Origin of the sequence: Bradyrhizobium oligotrophicum S58, assembly GCF_000344805.1 — a bacterium.
Classification (GTDB): domain Bacteria; phylum Pseudomonadota; class Alphaproteobacteria; order Rhizobiales; family Xanthobacteraceae; genus Bradyrhizobium; species Bradyrhizobium oligotrophicum.
The window spans coordinates 6,939,685-6,961,169 of the sequence record NC_020453.1; the positions used below are offsets into that span (position 1 = coordinate 6,939,685).

Genomic DNA, 21,485 nt, shown 5'->3' on the forward strand with positions numbered 1-21,485 from the left:
AGAAGAATGGAACGCGTCCGTCTCGGGAGGACCTCACTCGACATCACCCGCCTCGGCCTCGGCACGGCGCCGCTTGGCGGGCTGTTCGAGCCGGTCAGCGATGCCGACGCGGAGGCCACGATCGCGGCGGCGTGGTCGCATGGAGTGCGCTTCTACGACACCGCGCCGCTCTATGGTTTCGGTCTCGCCGAGCAGCGGCTCGGCGCCTTTCTGCGCCGGCAGCCGCGCGACAGCTATGTGATCTCGACCAAGGTCGGACGGCTGCTGCGGCCCGACCCGACGGCCTCGGGGGAAGATCCGCACTACAAGGGCGCGCCGCCGCTGCGGCCGCGGTTCGATTATTCCTATGACGGCGTGATGCGCTCGGTCGAGGAGAGCCTCGTCCGGCTCGGGCTGGATCGGATCGACGTCCTGCTCGTGCACGATCCCGACGATCACTATGACGACGCCGTCGCCGGCGCCTTCCGCGCGCTGCAGCGGCTGCGCGACGACGGCAGCATCAAGGCGATCGGCGCCGGCATGAACCAGTCGGAGATGCTGACGCGCTTTGCGCAAGCCGTTCCGGTCGACTGTTTCCTGCTGGCCGGCCGCTACACGCTGCTCGACCAGGGCGCGCTGACGGCGCTGTTCCCAATCTGCCAAAAGCAGACCATCGCCATCATTCTCGGCGGCATCTACAACAGCGGCATCCTGGCCAATCCTCACGGCCAGGCGAAGTTCAACTACGAGGACGCCGATGCCGCGCTGGTGGCCCGCGCACGCGAGCTTGATGCCCTCTGCAAGCAGCACGGCACCGAGCTCAAGGCGGCCGCGATCCAATTCTGCCTCGCCCATCCCGCAGTGACCGTCGGCCTGCAGGGCGCCCGCACCGCCGAGGAGGCCGCCGACAACATCGCGATGGCACACGCATCGATCCCGGCGGCCTTCTGGCGCGACCTGCGCGCCAGCAACCTGATCGATCCACGCGCGCCGCTGCCGGGAGACGCGGCATGAGCCGCGTCATCGATGCGCATCAGCATTTCTGGGATCCTGGTCGTGCCGATTATCCGTGGATGGCCGGCGACGCGCTGGCGCCGATCCGCCGTCCGTATGGTCCCGCCGACCTGGCTCCCCTGCTCCGGGAGAACGGTCTCGACGCCAGCATCCTGGTGCAGACCCGGTCGTCGCTCGAAGAAACCGAGGAATTCCTGCGTATCGCTCACGCCACGCCATTCATCGCCGGCGTCGTCGGCTGGGTCGACCTCATAGATCCTGCCGTCGGCGACACGATTGATCGGCTGCGCGGCCTGCCGGGCGGCGAGAAGCTCGTCGGCATCCGGCATCAGGTCCATGACGAGGCCGATCCGGCCTGGCTCTCTCGCGGCGACGTCAGGCGCGGTCTCGACAGCGTGTTCGCGCACGATTTGACTTACGATCTCCTGGTGCGCACCCGCGAACTGCCGGCCGCGATCGCAACGGTGCGCGCTTTTCCAAAGGCGCGCTTCGTGCTCGACCATGCCGCCAAGCCGCCGATCGCAACCGGGTTCGACCAGGCCTGGGCCGACCGCATCGCGGAGCTTGCGGCCTGCGACAACGTCTGGTGCAAGGTCTCGGGGCTGGCGACGGAGGCGGTCTGGACCGAATGGGATGCCGAACGGCTGCAGCCCTATGTGGCGCACGTGGCGCGTTGCTTCGGCGAGGACCGGTTGATCTTCGGCTCGGACTGGCCGGTCTGCCTGCTCGCGGGCGGCTATGGCGAAATCAAGCGAGCGCTGGAACAGTGCCTGGCGCAGCTCGGCCCTGAGATCCGCGACAAGGCGTTCGGTCGGAACGCAATCGCCGCCTATCGTCTGCCACGCTGATCAGAACCGCATCACCATGCCGAAATGACTCTTGGCGAAGCCGAGCCGCTCATAGAAGCGCTGCGCATCGGTGCGGCTCTGATGCGTCATCAGCTCGATCAGATTGCAGGACCTGCTGCGCGCTTCGCCGATCGCCCAGTGCAGGAGCTGCTCGCCGATGCCACGGCTGCGGCGGTCGGTCGCGACGCGAACGTCCTCGACCAGCGCCCGTGACGCGCCCCGCGAGCTCAGACCGGGCAGGATGCACAATTGCAGCGAGCCGACAACCCGGCGCGCCTCCTCTGCGACGACCAATGTGATGTTCGCATCGCGCGAGATCGCCTCGAACGCCGCGTAATAGGATTCCGGCAACGGCTCCTCGACGCGCTCCCGCGCCCGACCGAGGTGATCGTCGGCGAGCATCGCGACGATGGCGGCGACGTCCTCGCGCCGCGCGGAACGGATGGCAATGGTCATGAGCTTACTCATCGTCCTGTCGCCGGGCGCAGCGGGTCACCTGCGCCGCGCCTGCGCCCGATTGGGCCAGGACGCGACCAGTTCAAGATCGCGCTCGCTGCACGCCAAGCTCAGAACTTATAGCCGACGCCCGCACGCACCGTGTTGATGCTGGTGTCGACGGTCGACGTGAAGCGAACGTACTCATACTCTGCGCGCGCAAACAGGCCACCGACCAGATTGACGTCGACGCCGAGACCAGCACTGTAGCCATAGATCAAGTGATTGTGCTGAATGTTGTTGGCGCTGAGCGGCATGAGCGGCGTGTAGGCGCCGAGCTGGGTCGTGCTGACGCTATCCTGCACCGTCACGGTCTGACCGATATCGGCATTGCCGAGCGCGAGACCGAAGAATCCGTACGGCAGGAAGCAGCCAAGGGCATAGCCGGCGCGGCCGCGAAGGGTCGCGAAATCCTTGATCGATATCTGCGACGATTGGCTCGAGGTCACGCTGTGGTAGTTTCCGTCGGACAGCGGGGCGCTGCTGGCGAGCGAACGGCTCGACGAAGCGATGCCGCCATACTTGCCATGCAGGTAGCTCGCCTCGAGGCCGATCACCACGTCGTCCCACTGGCTGTTGTAGCCGACGAAGCCGCCGAAGCCCGACGAACGGGACGATTGCTTGCCGAGATTGCTGTTCCAGGACGAGACCTGCATCTGGCTCTCGATCAGCGTGTTCGCGAGCAGCGCCGCGGTCATCGTGCTGGTCGAGCCATTGAAATTCTCGTCGGACGATCCGTAGCCGCCCTGCACACCGACGTAGTAGCCGTCCCAGTTGACCCGCGAGTTGTTGAGACCTTCGGTCAGCCCACCTCTTAGGATCGGCAGGTCGGGCAAATCGGCGGCGTGGGCAGCCGAGACCATGCCGAACACCGAAACCGCCACCACCAGGCTACGCATTGCAACGCTCCAATCAGCACTTGAACTCTCTGTCCCGATCATCGCGCGTTAACCTTAATCATTCGTTGTCGCAGCCGTCTGCGCCGAAATTCTTTCCGAAAGACGCGCGAATTCGTCGGACCAGAAACGCGAAACGGCGCGGGAGGCCCGCGCCGCTCGTTCGTCTGCAGTGATGGGGATCGCTCGGCTCAGCCCTTGCGGATCAAGGGCGGCATCGGAGGCGGCGGAGGCTGGTCGAAATTCCAGCGCACGCCGAGCTTCAGATCGTGCGAGGTGATGTCCTTGAACTTGAAGAAGTTGCCGGTGGTCGTGCCGGTGTAGGTCGACAGCACGCCGGTCTGACCCTGCCCCAGATCGACATAGCTGTAGGCAAGCTCGAGCACGAGATTGGGATTGACGTTGTAGGCGAGACCGGCGTGCGCCGCCCAGGCGAAATTCCACTTCGACGAAGTCGGCGCCGTCGCGAAGCTCGTGGTCGTGAACGGCAGGTTGTTGATGCCCGTGTCGGTGAAGTTCGAGATCGTGACCCGTGAGCCGCCGACGCCCGCGCCGATGAACGGCGTCACACACCACCAGGTGCCGAGATCGACATAGGCGTTGGCGAGCACCAGCCATTCGGATTTGCTGGCGGTGTAGTTGTCGATGCCGCTATAGGGCACGCCGCCCGCCGTCGCGTTGAAGCGGTCGGTTCCCTTGAAGTTCGAATTGCCGCGATACTGGCCGGTGATGTCGGCTCGGAACCAGCTGTTGAAGCGATAGCCGACGCCGACGCCGTAAATGCCTGCGGCGTCGAACCCGGAGGTCTGATTGAACGACGTCATCGGCGTATAGGCCGACTCGCGCGTGTAATGGACGTCCTTGACCTTTTGATTGCTGAAACCGATGTCGCCGCGCAGATACCAGCCACCGAAATCAGCCGCCGGCGGCGGCGCGTAGACCGGAGGCGGCATGATGGGCATGTCGGCCGCAAAGGCCAAAGTTGAAAACAGAGAGGCCGCTCCGGCGGCGATCAAAGACTTAACGCTACGCATTGGCTTCGTCCCTTTGGCCGGTGAGGCAATCGAGAACCTGGCCCCACATCACAACTGACGACCCTACAATCGCACCAAATGCTTAAGCGCCACTTAACCCTAATAATTAAGGTTGATATTTCCTGAGCAACCGGAACCGCTTAACGCTCGAGCAACTCCTCCTAACAAATGGTTAGCAACGCGGGCAGAGGATGCAGTCCACGATAACTGATTAGTTCGTGTCGCCGCCGCCCTTACGAAAGCGCGTGCCTCTTCGAACGCCGACCCGTTCCGCGACATCCCGCACGACGCGATCGGATACACCCTGATGACTTTCGCCTGCGCCCGATGGGACAAGCAGCAAGCAAAACGGCCTGCCATCCGACGATGACAGGCCGCAAACGAAAGATGATGGTGAGGATCAGGCGGCGGCAGCAGCCGCATTGCCGACCGCAGCAACGATCTCATCGACGACCTCCTCGACGAGGTTGCGGTCGTCGCCCTCGCCCATGACGCGGATCACGGGCTCGGTCCCGGAGGAGCGCACCAGCAGACGACCATGACCGTTGAGGCGCTTCTGGCCGGTATCGATCGCCGACTTCACCTCGTCGGCGTCGAGCGGCTTGCCGCTGCGATAGCGCACGTTCTTGAGGATCTGCGGCAGCGGGTCGAACTTGTGGCAGACTTCGGAGACCGGACGGCGCAGCCGCTGCACGGTCGCCAGCACCTGCAACGCAGCAACAAAGCCGTCGCCCGTCGTCGCGTAGTCCGACAGGATGATGTGACCGGACTGCTCGCCGCCGAGATTGTAGCCGTCGGCCAGCATGCGCTCGAGCACGTAGCGGTCACCGACCGGCGTGCGCACCAGCTCGAGCCCCTGCCCTTCCAGGAAGCGCTCCAGCCCGAGATTGGACATCACGGTGGCGACGATGCCGGGCCGCGCCAGGCGGCCGTCTTCCTTCCAGCTCTGCGCGATCACCGCGAGCAGCTGGTCGCCGTCGACGATGTGGCCGCGCTCGTCGACCAGAATGACGCGATCGGCATCGCCGTCGAGCGCGATGCCGATATCGGCGCGCATTTCACGAACTTTCCGACAAAGCGCCTCCGGCGAGGTCGAGCCGCACTCCTTGTTGATGTTGAAGCCGTCGGGTTCGACGCCGATCGAAATGACGTCGGCGCCGAGCTCCCATAGCGCCTCCGGCACCACCTTGTAGGCAGCGCCATTGGCGCAATCGACCACGACACGCAGGCCGTCGAGCGAGAGATCGCGCGGGAGGGTGCGCTTGGCGAATTCGATGTAGCGGTCGTGCACGCCGTCGATGCGGCGGGCGCGGCCAAGGCTCGCGCTCTGCGCCAGCTTCTTGTCGAGAGATTCATCGAGCAACTGCTCGATCTGCTTCTCGACGTCGTCGGACAGCTTGAAGCCCTGCGGGCCGAACAGCTTGATGCCGTTGTCCTCGAACAGATTGTGCGAGGCCGAGATCATGACACCGAGATCGGCGCGCATCGACTTGGTCAGCATCGCGACCGCCGGCGTCGGCATCGGGCCAACCAGCAGCACGTCCATGCCGACGGACGTGAAGCCGGCCACCATCGCATATTCGATCATGTAGCCGGAGAGACGCGTATCCTTGCCGATCACGACGCGGTGGCGATGCTCGCCGCGCTGAAACAGAAGTCCGGCGGCCTGCCCGACCTTGAGCGCGAGTTCCGGCGTGATCAGGCCATTGGCGCGGCCACGAATCCCATCGGTCCCGAAATAGTTACGGCTCATATGACCCCCAGCAACGGCTTCTGGATTTCCTTAACCGGCGGGCGCGAATCACGGCAGCGGCCCCCCCGGTCAGCCCGCGGGTTATAATCGCCTTAAAGCTAAGATGGCTTCAAAAAATGTGATGAATCATTACCACGAAACCGCCATCACCATTGTAAGCCATTGTTAACGCTAATTTTTCATTCGACTTGGCGTTCCAAAGCAGCCGCGCGCCCGAGCGGTGCCGTGCCCAGATGACTGCTTGGAGGTTTCCTCGCCCCCGCGGCGCCGCAGGTCGTCTTGCGGAGCGCTCGCAGTCTGCGAGCCCTGGCCAGACGCCGTACGGTTCCCAAGTTGGATTTGGCAGGCGCTGCAAAGATGCTAGATGACTGCTCAGCCAAGAACTGCCCAGTCCAAGAAACGAGACGTCGGTGGGGAGCCGAAGACTGCGATGAAGCACATCACCTGCATTGAAGACCTCCGCCTGCTGCACAAGCGCCGCGTGCCCAAGGCCTTCTTCGACTACGCCGATCGCGGCTCCTATGCCGAGGAGACGCTGCGCGCCAACCGTGACGACCTGCAGAAGATCAAATTCCGCCAGCGCATCCTGGTCGACGTCTCCAAGCGCGACCTGTCGACGACGATCCTCGGCGAACCCTCGTCGATGCCGCTGATCCTGGCGCCGGTCGGCCTCTTGGGCATGCAGCATGGCGACGGCGAGATTCACGCCTGCCGCGCCGCGCAGGCCGCGGGCATCCCTTTCACGCAGAGCACGATGTCGATCTGCTCGATCGAGGACATCGCCGGCAGCGTCGAAAAGCCGTTCTGGTTCCAGCTCTACGTCATGAAAGACCGCGGCTTCATCAAGGCCCTGGTCGAGCGCGCCATCGCTGCGAAGTGCAGCGCGCTATGCCTGACCGTGGACCTCCAGGTGATCGGCCAGCGCCATCAGGACATCAAGAACGGCATGAGCGTGCCGCCGGAATGGTCGTTGTCGAAGCTGCTCGACTTCGCCATCAGGCCGGCCTGGGTGCAGGGCGTGCTGCAGGGCAAGCGCCGCACCTTCGGCAACATCGCCGGCCACGTGAACAACACCGAGGATCTCACCAAGCTCTCGGCCTGGACCGCGGCGCAATTCGACACCTCGCTGAACTGGAAGGACGTCGACTGGATCCGTTCGATCTGGCCGGGCAAGCTGATCATCAAGGGCATCCATGACATCGAGGACGCCAAGCTCGCGGCCGCGACCGGGGCACAGGCGCTGGTGGTCTCCAACCATGGCGGCCGCCAGCTCGACGGCGCACCGTCGTCGATCCACGTCCTGCCCGGCATTGCAGAGGCGGTCGGCGACAAGATCGAGATCATGTTCGACGGCGGCATCCGCTCCGGCCAGGACGTGATGCGCGCGCTCGCGCTCGGCGCCAAATCCTGCATGCTCGGCCGCGCCTATGCCTACGGCCTCGGCGCCGGCGGCCAGGCCGGCGTCGCCAAGGCCATCGACATCATCCGCAACGAGCTGCTGACGACGATGGGCCTGTGCGGCGTCAACACGGTGGCGGAGATCGATCGCAAGGTGCTGGCGGATTAGTTCCTGTCGCGACGACGACCGTCATTCCGGGGCAAGGCCGCAGGCCTTGAACCCGGAATCTCGATATTGTTGTGCGTCTCTTCTGAATAAGCCCGAGATTCCGGGTTCAATCGTCACCGCGCAGCCGCTTCGCGCCTGCGCATTGACGATTGCCCCGGAATGACGCTCATAACGTGACTGCTCAGCCCGTCCCGACACAGTAGCATTGGCTGGCCACGCGGGGACCGCGCCCCGCCGTCACATCGGCGGCGTGACACCGTCGCGGCCGACATTGACGCGGTTGGCTTCCAGCATGTCGTCCTTCTTGGTAGCGCCGAAGATGATGATCTGCGTACCGGGCTTCACTTCCGACTTGTCGCCGGCAACGAAGGTGACGATCGGCGTGTCCGGCGACACCACGACCTTCTTCTCACCGTCCTTGTACTTGACGAGGATGTTCTGTCCGTCGGTGCCCTTGACCGTCTGCGCGACAGTCGCATTGGTCATGGTGGAATTCGGCCGGAGATCCCAGGGCCGAAAACCTTCCGCAGCGCCACGCTGATTCTCCGGGAAGATATGCACGGCGATGGCCTTCTGAGTACCATCCGGCTGCGGCGTGCCGGTCACGCCGATGTAGGACCCCTCCTTGATCTCGACGAGCGAGGTCTTGACGACACCGAACACCGCAACGTTGTCGGTCATGCGGACCTTCACATCGCTGCCCTCGCGCGTCTTGATGGTGAGCACCGGACCGTCGACCGCCTCGATCTGGCCGCGAATACGCACCGTCGTGGGCGCCTGCTGGGCGAGCGCAAGCGTGGAGGCCAAGCCTAGCGCAAGCACCGCAAGGGCTGACTTCAAAGACAAAAGTTTCAACATGACCACTCCTATTCGGGGCGCTGGGGACGACCTGCGGTCCCGCAGATCCGCCACAGCAAGCCATTCTTCTGCGGCGCGGGACTCACGATGATACGCAACTGAGCCGCAGCTTGTTACATCGGCGGCGTCACGCCATCGCGGCCGACGCTGACGCGGCTGGTCTCGAATGAGCCGTCCGGCAACGGCTTGATGAAGGCGATCACCTTGGCGCCGGCCTTCAGCTCGGATGTCTCGCCGGGCACGAAGGTGACGATGGGAGTCTCGGGCGAGATGTCTACCCTCTTCTCGCCGCCCTTGTATTTGATCAGCAGCGTGTGACCGTCGGTCGACACCGAGCTTTCGGAGACGGTGGCGTTGGTCATGCTCGAATTCGGCTTCAGATCGTAGGGCCGTGAGCCCTCGCCCGTGCCCCGCATGTCCTCGGGGAAGATGTGAATTTCCACCGCCTTGGGCGCGCCGTCCGGTCCTGGCACCGTGGTGGCGCCGATGAACGAGCCGAGCTTGATGTCGGACAACTGCGCCTTGACGACGCCGACCACGCGCAGGTCGCTGGCCATGTGCAGCTTGAAGGCCTCGCCGCTGCGGGACTTCACCGTCAGCATATCTCCGTCGACGCTTTCGATGGTGCCGCGGACGCGCGTCGGCACGGGGGCCTGCTGGGCAATCGCAAGCATGGAGGTCACCACAACCATGGCGAGTGCAGCGGCCGGGCGGATCAAGGCGAGACGAGCAGACATTGGCGGGGGGCTCCGGGGCTTGCCGTAGTAACAGGTGCGTGCGCCTTCCGGTTGGTGGCTCGCGAACACACGAGGAGTGAGACGCCGGATTGCAGCGCTTATTCCGCGCTCAAGCCTTTGTGAGATCGGCCTCGACCAATGCACGCAGCTCGGGCGTCACCTGAGGACGCCGGCCGAACCACAATTCGAAGCCGCGCACCGCCTGATGCAGGAGCATGCCAAGCCCGTCCGCCGTGCGCAGCCCCCTCGCCCGTGCCGCACCGAGCAGTTGCGTCTCCAACGGCACGTAGACGATGTCGGCGACCACGGCCCAGTGCGGCAGCAGCTCGATGTCGAGCACGAGCGGCGGCTGGCCGTGCATGCCGAGCGAGGTGGTGTTCACGAACAGGCCCGCCTGCGGCAGCAGCGCCGGAACCCGGTCCCAGCCTTCAGCAACGACGCGGCTGCCGAACTGATCAGCCAGCGCTTGCGCGCGCGCGGCGGTGCGGTTGATGACACGGACGCGGTCGACGCCACGCTCGAGCAGGCCGAACACCACCGCACGGGCGGAGCCTCCGGAGCCCAGCACCAGGGCCTCGTCGGTACGGTCCCAGCCTGGCGCGGCGGCGTCGAGATTGTCGATGAAGCCTTCGACATCGGTGTTGGTCGCGCGCAAGCTGCCGCGCTCGTACCACAGCGTGTTGGCGGCGCCGACCGCGCGGGCGCGCGCGTCCGGCTCGGCGAGCTCCAGCACACGCTCCTTGTGCGGGATCGTGACGTTGGCGCCGATGAAGCCGCGCCGGTCGAGACGGGTGACGAAATCCGCCAGTTCCTCCGGCGGTACGGCCTCGATGGTGTAGCCGCCGGCAATCCCCAGTTCGTGCAGCCAATGATGATGGATCAGCGGCGAGCGCGAATGCGCGGCCGGCCAGCCGATCAGGCACGCAGCGGGGGCTTTGGCGGCAAGGGTCATGGCCGTGACATCGGACAAGGTCGGGCCCTGAGTCAATGCCCGACCGTTGACCCTAGGCTCAGCTCGCCGCCAGCCCGTCGGCGGAGATGTCCTCCTGCGGCGTCTCCTTGCCCTTGATGTCGGCCACCGCGCGCTCGATGGTCTCGCGGAAGCGCGCCGAGGGCGGCCGCACGCCATGGGTCAACAACGCCCGGCGCACCGTGGGCGATGCGCCAGTGATGAACAGGCGAATGCCCTGGCGCCGGGCCTTGGCCGCGACCCGGCTCATGGCGTTGGCCGCGGTCGAATCCAGGAACGGCACCGCGGCGAAATCGACCACGAAGGCCTTGCGGCGGTCGGCGATGGAGTCGAGCACGGTGCCGACGGTGGATGCTGCGCCGAAGAAGAACGCGCCGGTGATGCGATAGACCAGCACGTCCTTGTCGGCGCTGAGCTTCGGATTATACGGCACGCGCGCGCCGTCCTCGAAGTCGGCACGGTCCTTCGCCACCAGCGGTGTGCCGTCCTCGACGCCGGTCATCTGCGCCATGCGGTTGATGAAGAGCACGGCGCCGAGCGCGAAGCCGACCAGGATGCCCTCGGTGAGATCGCGGAAGATCGTCAGCCCGAAGGTGGCGAGCAGCACCGTGGCATCGCCCCAGGATGAGCGGATCAGGGTCGCGAATTCATGCCTCTCTGCCATGTTCCAGGCGACGACGACCAGCACCGCCGCCAGCGCCGCCAGCGGGATGTAGCTCGCCAAGGGCGCTGCGATCAGCATGAAGACCAGCAGGAACACCGAATGCAGCATGCCGGATACGGGCCCGCGCGCGCCGGCGCGGACGTTGGTCGCGGTGCGGGCGATGGTGCCGGTGACGCAGATGCCGCCGAACAGCGCCGAGCCGACATTGGCAAAACCCTGCGCCACCAGTTCGCAATTGGAGCGATGGCGGCGGCCGGTCATGCCGTCGGCGACGACGGCCGAGAGGAGCGACTCGATCGCCCCCAGCAGCGCGAAGGCGATGGCATCGGGAAACACCGCCTGGATCTTGGCGAGCGACATCACCGGCAGCGCCGGCGCCGGCAGCTCGCGCGGGATGCCGCCGAACTTCGTGCCGATGGTTTCGACCGGCAGCTGCAGCGCGAAGGTGAAGACGGCGGCGACCACGACCGCGATCAGGATGCCGGGCCAGGTCGGACGCAGGCGCTTGAGGCCGACGATGATCACGATCGACAGCGCGGCCAGCGCGACGGCTGACAGGTTCGCTGTCGGCGCGCCGTGCGCGAGCGCCGTCAGCTTCGGGATCAGCTCGCCCGGCTCCTTGGCCGCAAGCGTGATGCCGAACAGGTCCTTCAGCTGGCTCGCGAAGATGATGACCGCGATGCCCGCGGTGAAGCCGACCGTGACCGGATAGGGGATGAACTTGATGTAGGTGCCGAGCCGCAGATAGCCGGCGATCACCAGCAGCACGCCGGACATCATCGTCGCCAGCAACAGGCCGTCGACGCCTTGCCGGTCGACAGTCGCGGCAACCAGCACGATGAAGGCGCCCGCCGGACCGCCGATCTGGAAGCGGCTGCCGCCGAGCAGCGAGATCAGGAAGCCGCCGATGACCGCGGTGTAGAGGCCGCGCCCGGGCGAGACGCCGGAGGCGATGGCAATCGCCATCGACAGCGGCAGCGCGACGATGGCGACGGTGAGGCCTGCGAGCGCATCGGCGCGCAAGTCGCCGAGGCTGTAGCCTTCGCGGAACACCGTCAGCAGTTTCGGGGAATACAGCTCGGCAAAGGTCGGCTCATGATGTCCGACCCGCCCCCGCGTGCCGTTGTCGCTTGCGATGCTCATGCCCATCACGCTCCCGTCGCATCATCGGGCCGCCCATGCAGCCGACGACGCGTCTCACACGGAGCGTTCAGGTGCCCCGTGCCGCGCGATGAGCCTCAAGCCGCGCCATCGCGCGCAGTGTCAGTTTGACGGCCCATACGGCGGGGCGGACCGGGCTCCTTCAAGCGAACACCGCGCCCGCCAGCTTCGCTGCGGGTATGCTCACCGATCAGATCCACGCCCGCACGATTGAGCGCATCGACGACCTTGGTCAGCGAGTCCACGACGCCGCGGACGTTGCCTGTCGAGGCTTCCATCCGCTGGATCGTCGGCAATGACACGCCGGCCAGCTCGGCCAAGGTTTTCTGATCTATCCCGAGCAGCGCACGCGCTGCCCGCATCTGGAACGACGTGATCACGATGGCCTCACGTAACACACACCATAATTGATGTCTGAGACAAAGACAATGATGTAAAATACATCACATACGGCAACATAAAGCAAGCCGTAACCCGGCGCTGAGTTGCGGCGTCACGCCCCAAAGTGACGGCGCAAAGCGGACCGGCCCGCCATCCCCTTTGACGGGGGGATGGCGGGCCGGTGCCGGCCGGATCAGGGGATGGCGGCTCTACGCCGCGTCGCGATGCGAGGCGATGATGTGGTCGGCGGCGCGGCCCGTCACCTCGGCCATGTGGTCGAACTGGCGGGTGAAGCTGCCGGCGCCGGCGGTGGCCGAGCGCAACTCGACGATCAATTCGCCGATCTCGGCCTCCGGCATCATCGCGCGAACGCAGTCCCAGCCGGGCCAGCCGTCGCGGGTGTCGAACGACAGGATCTGGCCACGCCGCGCCGACAGGATCGCGTTGATCCTGGCGGTCGCCTCCGTCGGGCAGACGATCTCGACGGTGTGGATCGGCTCCAGCAGCACCGGGGCACATTGCGGCAGGCCCTCGCTGACGCCGGCCCGTGCCGCGGTCCGGAACGCGAGGTCGGACGAATCGACGCTGTGATAGGAGCCGTCAGTCAGCGTCACCGCGACGTCGATCACGGGGAAGCCGAGGGGCCCGCGCACCAGCGCATCGACGACGCCCTCCTCGACCGCCGGGATGTAGTTGCGCGGCACCGCACCGCCGACCACCTTCTCGGCGAACTGGAAGCCCTCGCCGCGGGGCAGCGGCTTGATGTCGAGCACGACGTCGCCGAACTGGCCGTGGCCGCCGGACTGCTTCTTGTGCCGGCCGCGCTGCGTGATCGCCTTGCGGATGGTCTCCTGGTAGCCGATCGCCGGCGTGTGCGATTTGACATTGACGCCGAAGCGCTCCCGCAGCCGCTCCAGCGCGACGCGCAGATGCATCTCGCCCTGCCCCCACAGCACCGTGTCATGCGTGCGCTGGTTCTGCACCATCGTCAGCGACGGGTCTTCCTCGTTGAGCCGCAGCAGAGCCTGGCCGAGCTTGACGTCGTCCTTGCGGTCGAGGGCGGCGATCGAGATCGCCAGCACCGGCGGACACGGATCCACCTTCGCCAATGCCTTGGGGACCGCCTTGCCGGTTGCGACGGTGTCACCGGTCTTGACCGTATCGAGCTTGCCGAGCGCGACCGTGTCGCCGGCCTCGGCCACCGGGCGCTTGCTGTCATTGGCGCCGGTCGCAGCGAGGATGCCGGAGACACGCGCCGTCTCGCCGGAGGCGGCATGCACCGTCGCGCCATCGTCGAGATGGCCCGACAGCACCCGCGTCAGCGACAGCTTGCCGCCGTGCTGCAGGTGCAGCGTCTTGAAGACGTAGCCGAGCGCCTCCTTGGCCTCCTTGACACCGAGCCGCTTCGCGGTCTCGGCGATCCCGGGGGCCTCGTGGCGCAGCGCCTTCATCAGCCTGAGCACGCCGTTCTCGCGCAGCGCCGAGCCGAGCAGCACCGGACAGATCAGGCCGTCGCGCAGTTCGCGGGCGAGATCGTCGAATACGGCGTCGCGCGGCGGCGGAATGTCTTCCAGCAATTGCTCCATCAGCGCATCGTCGTGGTCGGCCAGCTTCTCCAGCATCGAGAAGCGCGCCTCCTTCTCGCGGTCGAGATTGCCGCCCTCGAGCCCGATCACCTCGCTCGCTCTGTGCTCGCGATAGATGAAGGCACGCTCCAGTGCGAGATCGACGAAGCCTTCGATCAGCTCGCCGTTCCAGATCGGAATCTGGCGCAGCACCAGCGGCACCCGCGACGCCGGCTGCAAGGTCGCCAGCGTCTCCCTGACGCGCGCATTGGCGCGGTCGATCTTGTTGAGGAACAGGAAGCGCGGGATGCGCAGCTCTTCGAGCTCGCGCAGGATGAGCTGCAGCTGCGGCAGCTTCTTCTCGTCGGCCTCGCAGACCACGATCGCGGCATCGACCGCCGGCAGCGCGGCGCGCATGTCGTGGATGAACTCGATCGAGCCGGGACAGTCGAGGAAGGTGTAGCTGTCGCCCATGAAGGTCGTGGTCGCCGCCGTCATCGCGACGCTCATCTTGTGATGACGCGCCTCCGGGCTGGCATCGCCGACGGACGTGCCGGCATCGACGCTGCCCGCGCGCGGGATCGCGCCCGTCCGCGCCAGGATCGCCTCCAACAGAGTGGTTTTACCGCTTTGGAAAGGGCCCACCAGCGCAATGCACCGTGGACCGCGGGGACTTCTCAGGTCTTGTCCCATTTCGCCGCCTCCTCATTGTGGAGCTCGGCCCTTGATTGGGTCGGCAAAGCCGAATGCTCTGCCTCGTCTGCCGCTTTGGCAAGCAGGACGCCTACGAAAAACGTTGCTGCAGTGCGAGGGAGGCGTCACTCTTCCCGCACAATTGCGGGAAGAGCGGCGTTCTCAGCAAACGCCTATTCACAGCAAATGGAAGATCAACGGCCCGGGCGCAATTCGAGGCTTTCGAGCCCCGCCGAGACCGCGAGACCGACCTGTCCCTGCACGCTGAGCGGCTGCAGCGCGATCGAGTTGGCCGAGCCGCCGATCAGGACGTTGCCGCCGAGCCCGACGCCCACCGAAGCCGAGCCCTGCGCACCGGCATAATCGCCCGACAGATCGCCCTGCCCGAGCCGTGCGACCGGCGCATAGACCACCCAGGCGAGCAGCGATTCCTGCGTGATGCCGAGATCGAGGCCGACCTTGCGGATCGTCGCGACGTAGCGATCTTCCGGCAGACCGTCCGCGCGCAGCACGCAGCCGAGATGGGTGACCGAGCCGACGACGAAGCCGACACTGGTGCCGCCGCGGCATTCGAGGACACCGACCCGTACGCGATCTTGCGCATGGGCGGCGCCGGTCATGCAGAGCAGCACGGCAGAGAGCCCGGCGAGAATGGTCGAGCGCATGAATAAACTCCGGCTGAAATGACAGATGTGATGCAGGCCCGCTGATCGGGAGCTTGATCACGGGCCATCACATCTATGCCATAAGCCCTACCGCCACACCAGATTGCACGCGCCGTTCATCTGGCAAGTCCGGTGGCAAGTCCGGCCGCGCGTCCAACTGGCTCGGCGGATGCGAGGCATTCTCGTGAACGGGCCACGCACGCGTGGCCAACGCGACGAGATGGCTCAGCGATAGATCCGGGAGAAATACGACGAAGCGCGGCTCGGGCTCGGGTGCATCGGCAGCACCGGATACAGCTCGACCTCGGTGACCCCGGCGGCGAGGTTGAGACCGGTCTGCCCCTGCAGGCTGATCGGTTGCAGCGCGGCGGCGCGGCTCGAACCACGAACCAGGAAATTGCCGCCGAAGCCGACGATGGCGGCGGCATTGGCAGCCAATCCGCCATAGCGTCCGCGCAGCTCGCTGCGACCGAAATCGTTCACGGGCGCGTTCACCGCCCACGCCATCCGGGTCTCGTCCGTCAGTCCGAGATCGACGCCATAACGGCGGACCTTGGCGACATAGCGCTCCGGCTCGCGACCCTGGCTGCGAAACACGCAGCGCAGGCGGGCCTGGGACATCACGAGCTTGCCGGATGTCCTCCGTCCCTCGCATTCGAGCACGCCGACGCGCATCGGCCGATTTGCGTGGGCTTGCGCTGATGGCGCAACCAACACAAGCAACACAATCGACAGCACCTGCAGCCGCATCGAACTCGAACCCTACGCAACACACTTACCGTCGGACAAAAGGAAAGCGCCATGTTGAAAACATGGCGCTTTCCTGGGCGGAAATTGACAATCCGGAATTCGGACCAGTTGTTGCCCGATTACCTCAGATTACCGCAGAAGCGCTGTATGCGCTTGCAGGCATCTTCCAGGTCCGAGGTCTTGGTCGCGTAGGAGATCCGGAACGCCGGGCCGAGGCCGAAGGCCGAACCCTGCACGACGGCGACGCCTTCCGTCTCCAACAGTTCGGTGACGAACGTCTCGTCATTGTCGATCATTTTGCCCGACGGCGCGGTCTTGCCGATCGTGCCGGCGCACGACGGATAGACGTAGAACGCGCCTTCCGGCCGCGGGCATTCGATGCCGTTCGCCTGGTTCAGCATCGACACCACGAGATCGCGGCGCTCCTTGAACACCTTGTTGTTCGCAGGAATGAAGTTCTGCGGACCATTCAAGGCTTCGACCGCCGCCCATTGCGCGATCGAGCACGGATTCGAGGTCGACTGCGACTGGATCGTCGCCATCGCCTTGATCAGGCTCGCCGGGCCGCCGGCATAGCCGATGCGCCAGCCGGTCATGCAATAGGCCTTGGAGACGCCGTTCACGGTCAGCGTGCGGTCGTACAGCGAGGGCTCGACCTGCGCCGGGGTGGTGAACACGAAGTCGTCATAGACCAGGTGCTCATACATGTCGTCGGTCATGATCCAGACATGCGGATGCCTGACCAGCACCTCGGTGAGCGCCTTCAGCTCGGCCTTGGTATAGGCCGCGCCGGTCGGGTTCGACGGCGAGCACAGGATCAGCCACTTGGTCTTCGGCGTGATCGCCTTCTCCAGCGCGGCAGGCTGCAGCTTGAAGCCATGCGCCGCGGTGCAGACCACCGGCACCGGCTCGCCGCCGGCGAGCGCCACCATCTCCGGATAGCTGACCCAGTACGGCGCCGGGATGATCACCTCGTCACCCGGATTGATGGTCGCCATCAGCGCATTGTACAGCACCTGCTTGCCGCCGACGCCGACGATCACCTGGTTCGGCTTGTAGGACAGGCCATTCTCGCGCTGGAACTTGCCGATGATGGCTTCCTTCAGCTCAGGGATTCCGTCGACCGCGGTATACTTGGTCTTGCCGTCCTGGATCGCCTTGATCGCGGCCTGCTTGATGTTGTCGGGCGTGTCGAAATCCGGCTCGCCGGCGCCCAGCCCGATGACGTTGCGGCCCGCCGCTTTGAGGACGCGCGCTTTATCCGTGACCGCGATGGTCGCGGACGGCTTCACACGGTCGAGCGCAGCGGCGAGAAAGGACATCATCAGCTCCTATGCAGGCGTCGTGGATCACCTTTTTCGGGCCACGACCAGTCATGTCAGGGAAACGCCCATTTGTAAGGCGCCTTGCGCTGCATCGCAAGAAGCTTGGGCACATGGCTCCCAAGACTTTAGGGAACGTTAAAGCCGCGCGGCTAGGCTGCCTCGAACAATTGTCCATGAATTCAGGCCGAAATGACCACTCTCGGATGCGCCCTGCGATCCGGCGCCTGGCTGACAGGCGCGCGGATCAAGACCTACAGCTGGCTGCTGCTGGCGCTCACGATCGCGGCCATGGTCGGTTGGATCGCGCTGTCCGATGGCTTGGTCGACCGCAATGGCAAGCCGATCGGCACCGACTTCTCCAACGTCTATGCGGCAGGTGTGCTCACCCTTCAGGGCAAGGCCGGCGACGCCTACGATCCGCCGCGACAGCATGCGATGGAAAAGGCCGTGTTCGATGGCCGCGACGTGCCGTTCTTCGGCTGGCACTATCCGCCGTTCTTCTTCGCGATCGCCGCCATCACGGCCATGCTGCCTTACGCCGGCGGGCTGGCACTTTGGGTGGTGTCGAGCCTGCTCGCCTATCTCGCGGTCATGCGCGCGATCCTGCCTCGTCCCGAGACGCTGTTGGTTACGGCTGCTTTTCCCGCCGTGTTCGTCAACATCGGCCACGGTCAGAACGCGTGCTTCACCGCCGCGCTGCTCGGCGGCGCGCTGCTGCTGATCGAGCGCAGACCGTGGACGGCCGGCGTTCTGATCGGGCTTCTCGCCTACAAGCCGCAATTCGGCGTCCTCATCCCCGTGGCCCTGGTCGCGGGCGCGCGATGGCCGACCATTGCGGCAGCTGGTGCCACCGTGGTCACGCTCATTGCCATCAGCTTCGCCGCGCTCGGCAGCGACGTCTGGCACGCCTTCTTCCAGTCGATGACATTCACACAGAGCGTGGTTCTCGAACAAGGCGGCACCGGCTGGGAAAAGATCCAGTCGGCCTTCTCGGCCGCACGCCATTGGGGCGCTGACATCGGGACCGCCTACACGGTACAGACGATCCTTGCGCTGTCGCTCGCGGCAGGCATCGCCTGGCTCTGGCAGAGCGACGCCGCCTTCGATCTGAAGGCATCGGCGCTCGCCAGCGCGAGCCTGCTGGCGACCCCCTACGTACTCGATTACGACCTCGTGGTCGCGGCGGTCGCGATCATCTTCTTCGTGCGCCACGGACTCGCCCATGGCTTTCGCGACTATGAACTCAGCGTGCTCGCCGCCGCCTGGATGGTGCCGCTGCTGTCACGCAGCGTCGCCGGACTGACGACGATCCCGCTCGGCCTCATCGTGCTGATGACCCTGTTTGCGCTGACCCTGCACCGCGCGCTGGCCGATCGCACATCCGAGATCGGCGGGCACGCACGCATCGCGCAGGCGTGATCTCCGTTGTTTTGAAATGTTGGAAAGTTGTTGTTCGCGAGTGCAGTGCAGTAGCGCTTTTCGACTTTTTCCATCGGCCAGGTCTTGCGGCCTGGGCATATCGGCATCATTGTCTGGCCGCATTGCGGGACGATCTCGCGTCCTGACGTGTGATTCTACGACGCGATGATTCCTCGAACTCGACATTGGCCGGATGTACAAGCTCTATTCGATGCAGCGGTCGGGAAACAGCTACAAGGTCCGCCTTGCGCTTGCTCTCCTGAACGCGCCCTACCAAGCGATCGAAATCGACATCCTGCGCGGTGAGAGCCGCACGCCGGACTTCCTCGCCAAGAACCCGAGCGGCCAGGTGCCGCTGCTGGAGGTCGGCGACGACCGCTACATCGCCGAGTCCAATGCGATCCTGTGGTATGTCGCGGGCGGCACGCCGCTGGTGCCGGAGCAGCGCATCGAGCGCGCCGAGGCGCTGCAATGGATGTTCTTCGAACAGCATGCGTTGGAGCCCAACATCGGCGCTGCCTATTTCTGGCTGCTGCTCGTGAAAGGCGGACGCGATCTGCAGACGCATGCGCTGGAAGACTGGATGGAGCGCGGCTACGCCGCGCTGCAGGTGATGGAGAATCATCTCAAGGACAACGACTACTTCGCCGCGCGGCAGCTCACCGTCGCCGACATTGCGCTCTACGGCTATACTCACGTTGCCGATCGCTGCGACTTCGATCTCTCGACATTCCCGAAGATTCGCAGCTGGCTGCGCCGGGTCGAGCAGGCGCCGGGCTTTGTCGCCATGGACTGGCTGCCGGCCATGATCGATTCGGCCGGCATTGCCGCCGACTACGACTGAGCTTCACCGTAAGACTACCGACTGTCCGTAGAACAGCGGGGAAAATACACGCTTTGGCGGGAACAGATACCGCCGACGCCATTTTTTTGCCCTATTCGGAACCTGAGCGCCCCAATCCTGCCTGTCATTACTGCAGAATTTACCTCTGCGAGTGATTCGCTCGCGCATGTATGGGTAAGGGATTCGACTTCATGTACCGGTGGCGTCGTGCTTCCGTTCCGAACAGTCTTGGGCTCCGAGGCCTCGCCTCGCCCTTGGAAGCGGAACGCCCTGATGAGCGTTTCCAAGCGGACGCAGGCTTTCACGACGATGCCACGCTCACCCTCTCGCCGCGCCTGACCAGCGTGGTCGCGGCAAGCATCGCAGCCGGCACGCTGTCGCTGGGCATCAGCGCCACCATCGCCATGATGTCGATCCGCGCCCTCTTGTCGATCCCCGCTTAGCCGGAAGCCATTTTGACAACCCTTCGCGGTTTTCGCGACAACAGGCGATGATTCTCGCGCTCCAAATGGCGATGAAATCAACGGTCGTAATCGTTGCCCTCACGCTGGCACTCGCGATCTTGCTGGCGGCGTCACTGCTCATCATCATCGAGCGGCGAGGCGAACTCTCGCTCTCGCCGCTGACCGAAGAAGCTCAAACGATCCATGTTCAGCTGTTGAGGCCGCCCGCCTCGGACCCGCAGGTGCCAGTCCCGGATTGATCGCAGGCGCAGCTCTGGCGTATCGAAGGGCCGTCGCAATTCCAACTGACGGCGAAGCCTTTCATGCATGAAGCACCCACTGTGCGCACCGTGGCGCGCGAAGACTATGATCGCTGGCTGCCGCTCTGGGACGGCTACAACACCTTCTACGGCCGTTCGGGCCCGACCGCGCTGCCCGCGGAGATCACCGCCACGACCTGGGCGCGCTTCTTCGACCCGAACGAGCCGGTGCATGCCCTGGTCGCCGAGAGCGACGGCGAACTGATCGGGCTCGCGCATTATCTGTTTCACCGCGCCACCACCACGATCGCGCCGCTCTGCTATCTCAACGACCTGTTCACGAGCGAAGCCGCGCGCGGCAAGGGCGTCGGCCGCGCGCTGATCGAAGCGGTGTACACACAGGCCCAACAGGCCGGCGCGCCGCGGGTCTATTGGCAGACGCACGAGACCAACGCCACCGCACGGGCGCTCTACGACAAGCTCGCCGAACGCTCCGGCTTCATCGTCTACCGCAAGGCGCTGTGAGAGCGGACGCCCTCGTGCGAGACGCTGTCACGCAGCCGTCACGCCGCAGGCCTACGCTCCCTGAAGCGCCTGATCATCCCCCCGTCCCCCGATCACGCGTCTCAGCGGTCCCCGTCAGTCGCCGTCTCTGACCGGGGCCGCATTTTTTTGGCTGGCCTGATTTCTGGATATTTCATTGTGCGCTGTAGCCACGACGACGGTGTGCTCCCTCTCCCCGTTCTTCACGGGGAGAGGGAGCACACCGTCTGCACGGCGGCAACTCGAATCCAGATCATGAGCAGGGCCTACTTCTTCCCACCCACCGTCTGCCGCACCTCGAACCCTTCGAACTGCGGCGGGCCGAGATAGAGCGGCTTGTTGTCGCCGGCGCCCTTGTGCGCGGCGCGGAAGGCTTCCGACTGGGTCCAGTCTTCGAAAGCGGCCTTGGAGGCCCAGATCGTGTGCGAGGCGTAGAGCGTGTGGTCCTCGGCCTCCGGTCCCTTGAGCAAATGGAATTCGACAAAGCCGGGCACCTTGTCGAGATGGCTGTCGCGCGACAGCCAGACCTGCTCGAAAGCGGCCTCCGAGCCCTTGGCGATGCGAAAACGATTCATGGCGATGAACATGCTGATCTCCTGGATGAGTGCCGCAGCCGGGAGG

23 protein-coding genes are annotated in these 21,485 nt (G+C 65.2%); 9 read left to right on the forward strand and 14 right to left on the reverse strand.

The window, feature by feature from the left end:
* Window positions 1–6: 6 nt before the first annotated feature.
* Complete coding sequence (locus S58_RS30015) at window positions 7–993, forward strand: aldo/keto reductase (RefSeq protein WP_015669188.1); 987 nt, start codon at window positions 7–9, stop codon at window positions 991–993.
* Window positions 990–1,841: an amidohydrolase family protein gene (locus tag S58_RS30020; protein WP_015669189.1), complete on the forward strand. Its 852-nt coding sequence runs from the start codon at window positions 990–992 to the stop codon at window positions 1,839–1,841. Before S58_RS30015 ends, S58_RS30020 begins: the two co-directional genes overlap by 4 nt.
* Here S58_RS30020 and S58_RS30025 read toward each other — a convergent pair whose 3' ends face one another.
* The 3 genes from S58_RS30025 to S58_RS30035 all read right to left on the reverse strand — a co-directional run bounded on the left by S58_RS30025 (window position 1,842) and on the right by S58_RS30035 (window position 4,194).
* Window positions 1,842–2,297 (reverse strand): GNAT family N-acetyltransferase, encoded by a 456-nt coding sequence (locus S58_RS30025; RefSeq protein WP_015669190.1) that lies wholly within the window; start codon window positions 2,295–2,297, stop codon window positions 1,842–1,844. It lies immediately after the preceding gene.
* 110 nt (window positions 2,298–2,407) lie between these two features.
* Window positions 2,408–3,235 (reverse strand): outer membrane protein, encoded by an 828-nt coding sequence (locus tag S58_RS30030; RefSeq protein ID WP_015669191.1) that lies wholly within the window; start codon window positions 3,233–3,235, stop codon window positions 2,408–2,410.
* A gap of 188 nt (window positions 3,236–3,423) precedes the next feature.
* On the reverse strand, window positions 3,424–4,194 hold the full coding sequence (locus S58_RS30035) for an outer membrane protein (RefSeq protein WP_042341022.1): 771 nt from the start codon (window positions 4,192–4,194) through the stop codon (window positions 3,424–3,426).
* On the opposite strand from S58_RS30035, the gene S58_RS39225 reads away from it, so the two are divergent.
* Window positions 4,184–4,324, forward strand: coding sequence for a hypothetical protein (locus S58_RS39225; RefSeq protein ID WP_244440665.1), 141 nt, complete (start codon window positions 4,184–4,186; stop codon window positions 4,322–4,324). The two genes, S58_RS30035 and S58_RS39225, sit on opposite strands and share 11 nt — an antisense overlap.
* A 342-nt stretch (window positions 4,325–4,666) precedes the next feature.
* Here S58_RS39225 and glmM read toward each other — a convergent pair whose 3' ends face one another.
* Entirely contained in the window at window positions 4,667–6,019 is a 1,353-nt protein-coding gene (glmM, locus tag S58_RS30040; protein WP_015669193.1) for a phosphoglucosamine mutase, read from the reverse strand.
* A 430-nt stretch (window positions 6,020–6,449) separates the two neighbouring features.
* Between glmM and S58_RS30045 the strand changes: the two genes are divergently transcribed.
* A complete protein-coding gene (locus S58_RS30045) occupies window positions 6,450–7,586 on the forward strand; it encodes an alpha-hydroxy acid oxidase (protein ID WP_015669194.1) in 1,137 nt (378 codons plus the stop codon).
* A gap of 237 nt (window positions 7,587–7,823) precedes the next feature.
* On the opposite strand, the gene S58_RS30050 is transcribed toward S58_RS30045, so the two are convergent.
* From S58_RS30050 to S58_RS30090, 9 genes are all read right to left on the reverse strand, one after another.
* The gene (locus S58_RS30050; protein ID WP_015669195.1) at window positions 7,824–8,444 is read right to left on the reverse strand and encodes a single stranded DNA-binding domain-containing protein; all 621 of its coding nucleotides are present in this window, start codon (window positions 8,442–8,444) and stop codon (window positions 7,824–7,826) included.
* Between the two features lie 113 nt (window positions 8,445–8,557).
* Window positions 8,558–9,118 carry a hypothetical protein gene (locus tag S58_RS30055; protein WP_015669196.1) on the reverse strand — a complete coding sequence of 187 codons (561 nt, stop codon included), beginning with the start codon at window positions 9,116–9,118 and terminating at the stop codon, window positions 8,558–8,560.
* Window positions 9,119–9,290: 172 nt separating this feature from the next.
* Window positions 9,291–10,133, reverse strand: coding sequence for a shikimate dehydrogenase (locus tag S58_RS30060; protein ID WP_042341023.1), 843 nt, complete (start codon window positions 10,131–10,133; stop codon window positions 9,291–9,293).
* Window positions 10,134–10,191: 58 nt separating this feature from the next.
* A complete protein-coding gene (locus S58_RS30065) occupies window positions 10,192–11,958 on the reverse strand; it encodes a SulP family inorganic anion transporter (protein WP_042341024.1) in 1,767 nt (588 codons plus the stop codon).
* 95 nt (window positions 11,959–12,053) lie between these two features.
* The gene (locus S58_RS30070) at window positions 12,054–12,356 is read right to left on the reverse strand and encodes a helix-turn-helix domain-containing protein (protein ID WP_042340313.1); all 303 of its coding nucleotides are present in this window, start codon (window positions 12,354–12,356) and stop codon (window positions 12,054–12,056) included.
* A gap of 210 nt (window positions 12,357–12,566) precedes the next feature.
* The gene (locus S58_RS30075; RefSeq protein ID WP_015669200.1) at window positions 12,567–14,615 is read right to left on the reverse strand and encodes an elongation factor G; all 2,049 of its coding nucleotides are present in this window, start codon (window positions 14,613–14,615) and stop codon (window positions 12,567–12,569) included.
* A 194-nt stretch (window positions 14,616–14,809) separates the two neighbouring features.
* Window positions 14,810–15,280, reverse strand: a complete 471-nt coding sequence (locus tag S58_RS30080) for a DUF992 domain-containing protein (RefSeq protein ID WP_015669201.1) — start codon at window positions 15,278–15,280, stop codon at window positions 14,810–14,812.
* 225 nt (window positions 15,281–15,505) lie between these two features.
* The gene (locus S58_RS30085) at window positions 15,506–16,030 is read right to left on the reverse strand and encodes a DUF992 domain-containing protein (protein WP_042340314.1); all 525 of its coding nucleotides are present in this window, start codon (window positions 16,028–16,030) and stop codon (window positions 15,506–15,508) included.
* A 119-nt stretch (window positions 16,031–16,149) separates the two neighbouring features.
* Window positions 16,150–17,352 (reverse strand): pyridoxal phosphate-dependent aminotransferase, encoded by a 1,203-nt coding sequence (locus S58_RS30090; RefSeq protein ID WP_042341025.1) that lies wholly within the window; start codon window positions 17,350–17,352, stop codon window positions 16,150–16,152.
* A gap of 192 nt (window positions 17,353–17,544) precedes the next feature.
* On the opposite strand from S58_RS30090, the gene S58_RS30095 reads away from it, so the two are divergent.
* From S58_RS30095 to S58_RS30115, 5 genes are all read left to right on the forward strand, one after another.
* Window positions 17,545–18,774: a glycosyltransferase family 87 protein gene (locus tag S58_RS30095; protein WP_015669204.1), complete on the forward strand. Its 1,230-nt coding sequence runs from the start codon at window positions 17,545–17,547 to the stop codon at window positions 18,772–18,774.
* Between the two features lie 193 nt (window positions 18,775–18,967).
* Entirely contained in the window at window positions 18,968–19,618 is a 651-nt protein-coding gene (locus S58_RS30100) for a glutathione S-transferase family protein (protein WP_015669205.1), read from the forward strand.
* 191 nt (window positions 19,619–19,809) lie between these two features.
* Window positions 19,810–20,061, forward strand: coding sequence for a hypothetical protein (locus S58_RS30105; RefSeq protein WP_042341026.1), 252 nt, complete (start codon window positions 19,810–19,812; stop codon window positions 20,059–20,061).
* 65 nt (window positions 20,062–20,126) lie between these two features.
* Entirely contained in the window at window positions 20,127–20,321 is a 195-nt protein-coding gene (locus S58_RS30110; protein WP_042341027.1) for a hypothetical protein, read from the forward strand.
* 63 nt (window positions 20,322–20,384) lie between these two features.
* Window positions 20,385–20,846: a GNAT family N-acetyltransferase gene (locus S58_RS30115; protein ID WP_015669208.1), complete on the forward strand. Its 462-nt coding sequence runs from the start codon at window positions 20,385–20,387 to the stop codon at window positions 20,844–20,846.
* A 284-nt stretch (window positions 20,847–21,130) separates the two neighbouring features.
* Here S58_RS30115 and S58_RS30120 read toward each other — a convergent pair whose 3' ends face one another.
* Complete coding sequence (locus S58_RS30120; RefSeq protein WP_015669209.1) at window positions 21,131–21,451, reverse strand: antibiotic biosynthesis monooxygenase family protein; 321 nt, start codon at window positions 21,449–21,451, stop codon at window positions 21,131–21,133.
* Window positions 21,452–21,485: the final 34 nt, after the last annotated feature.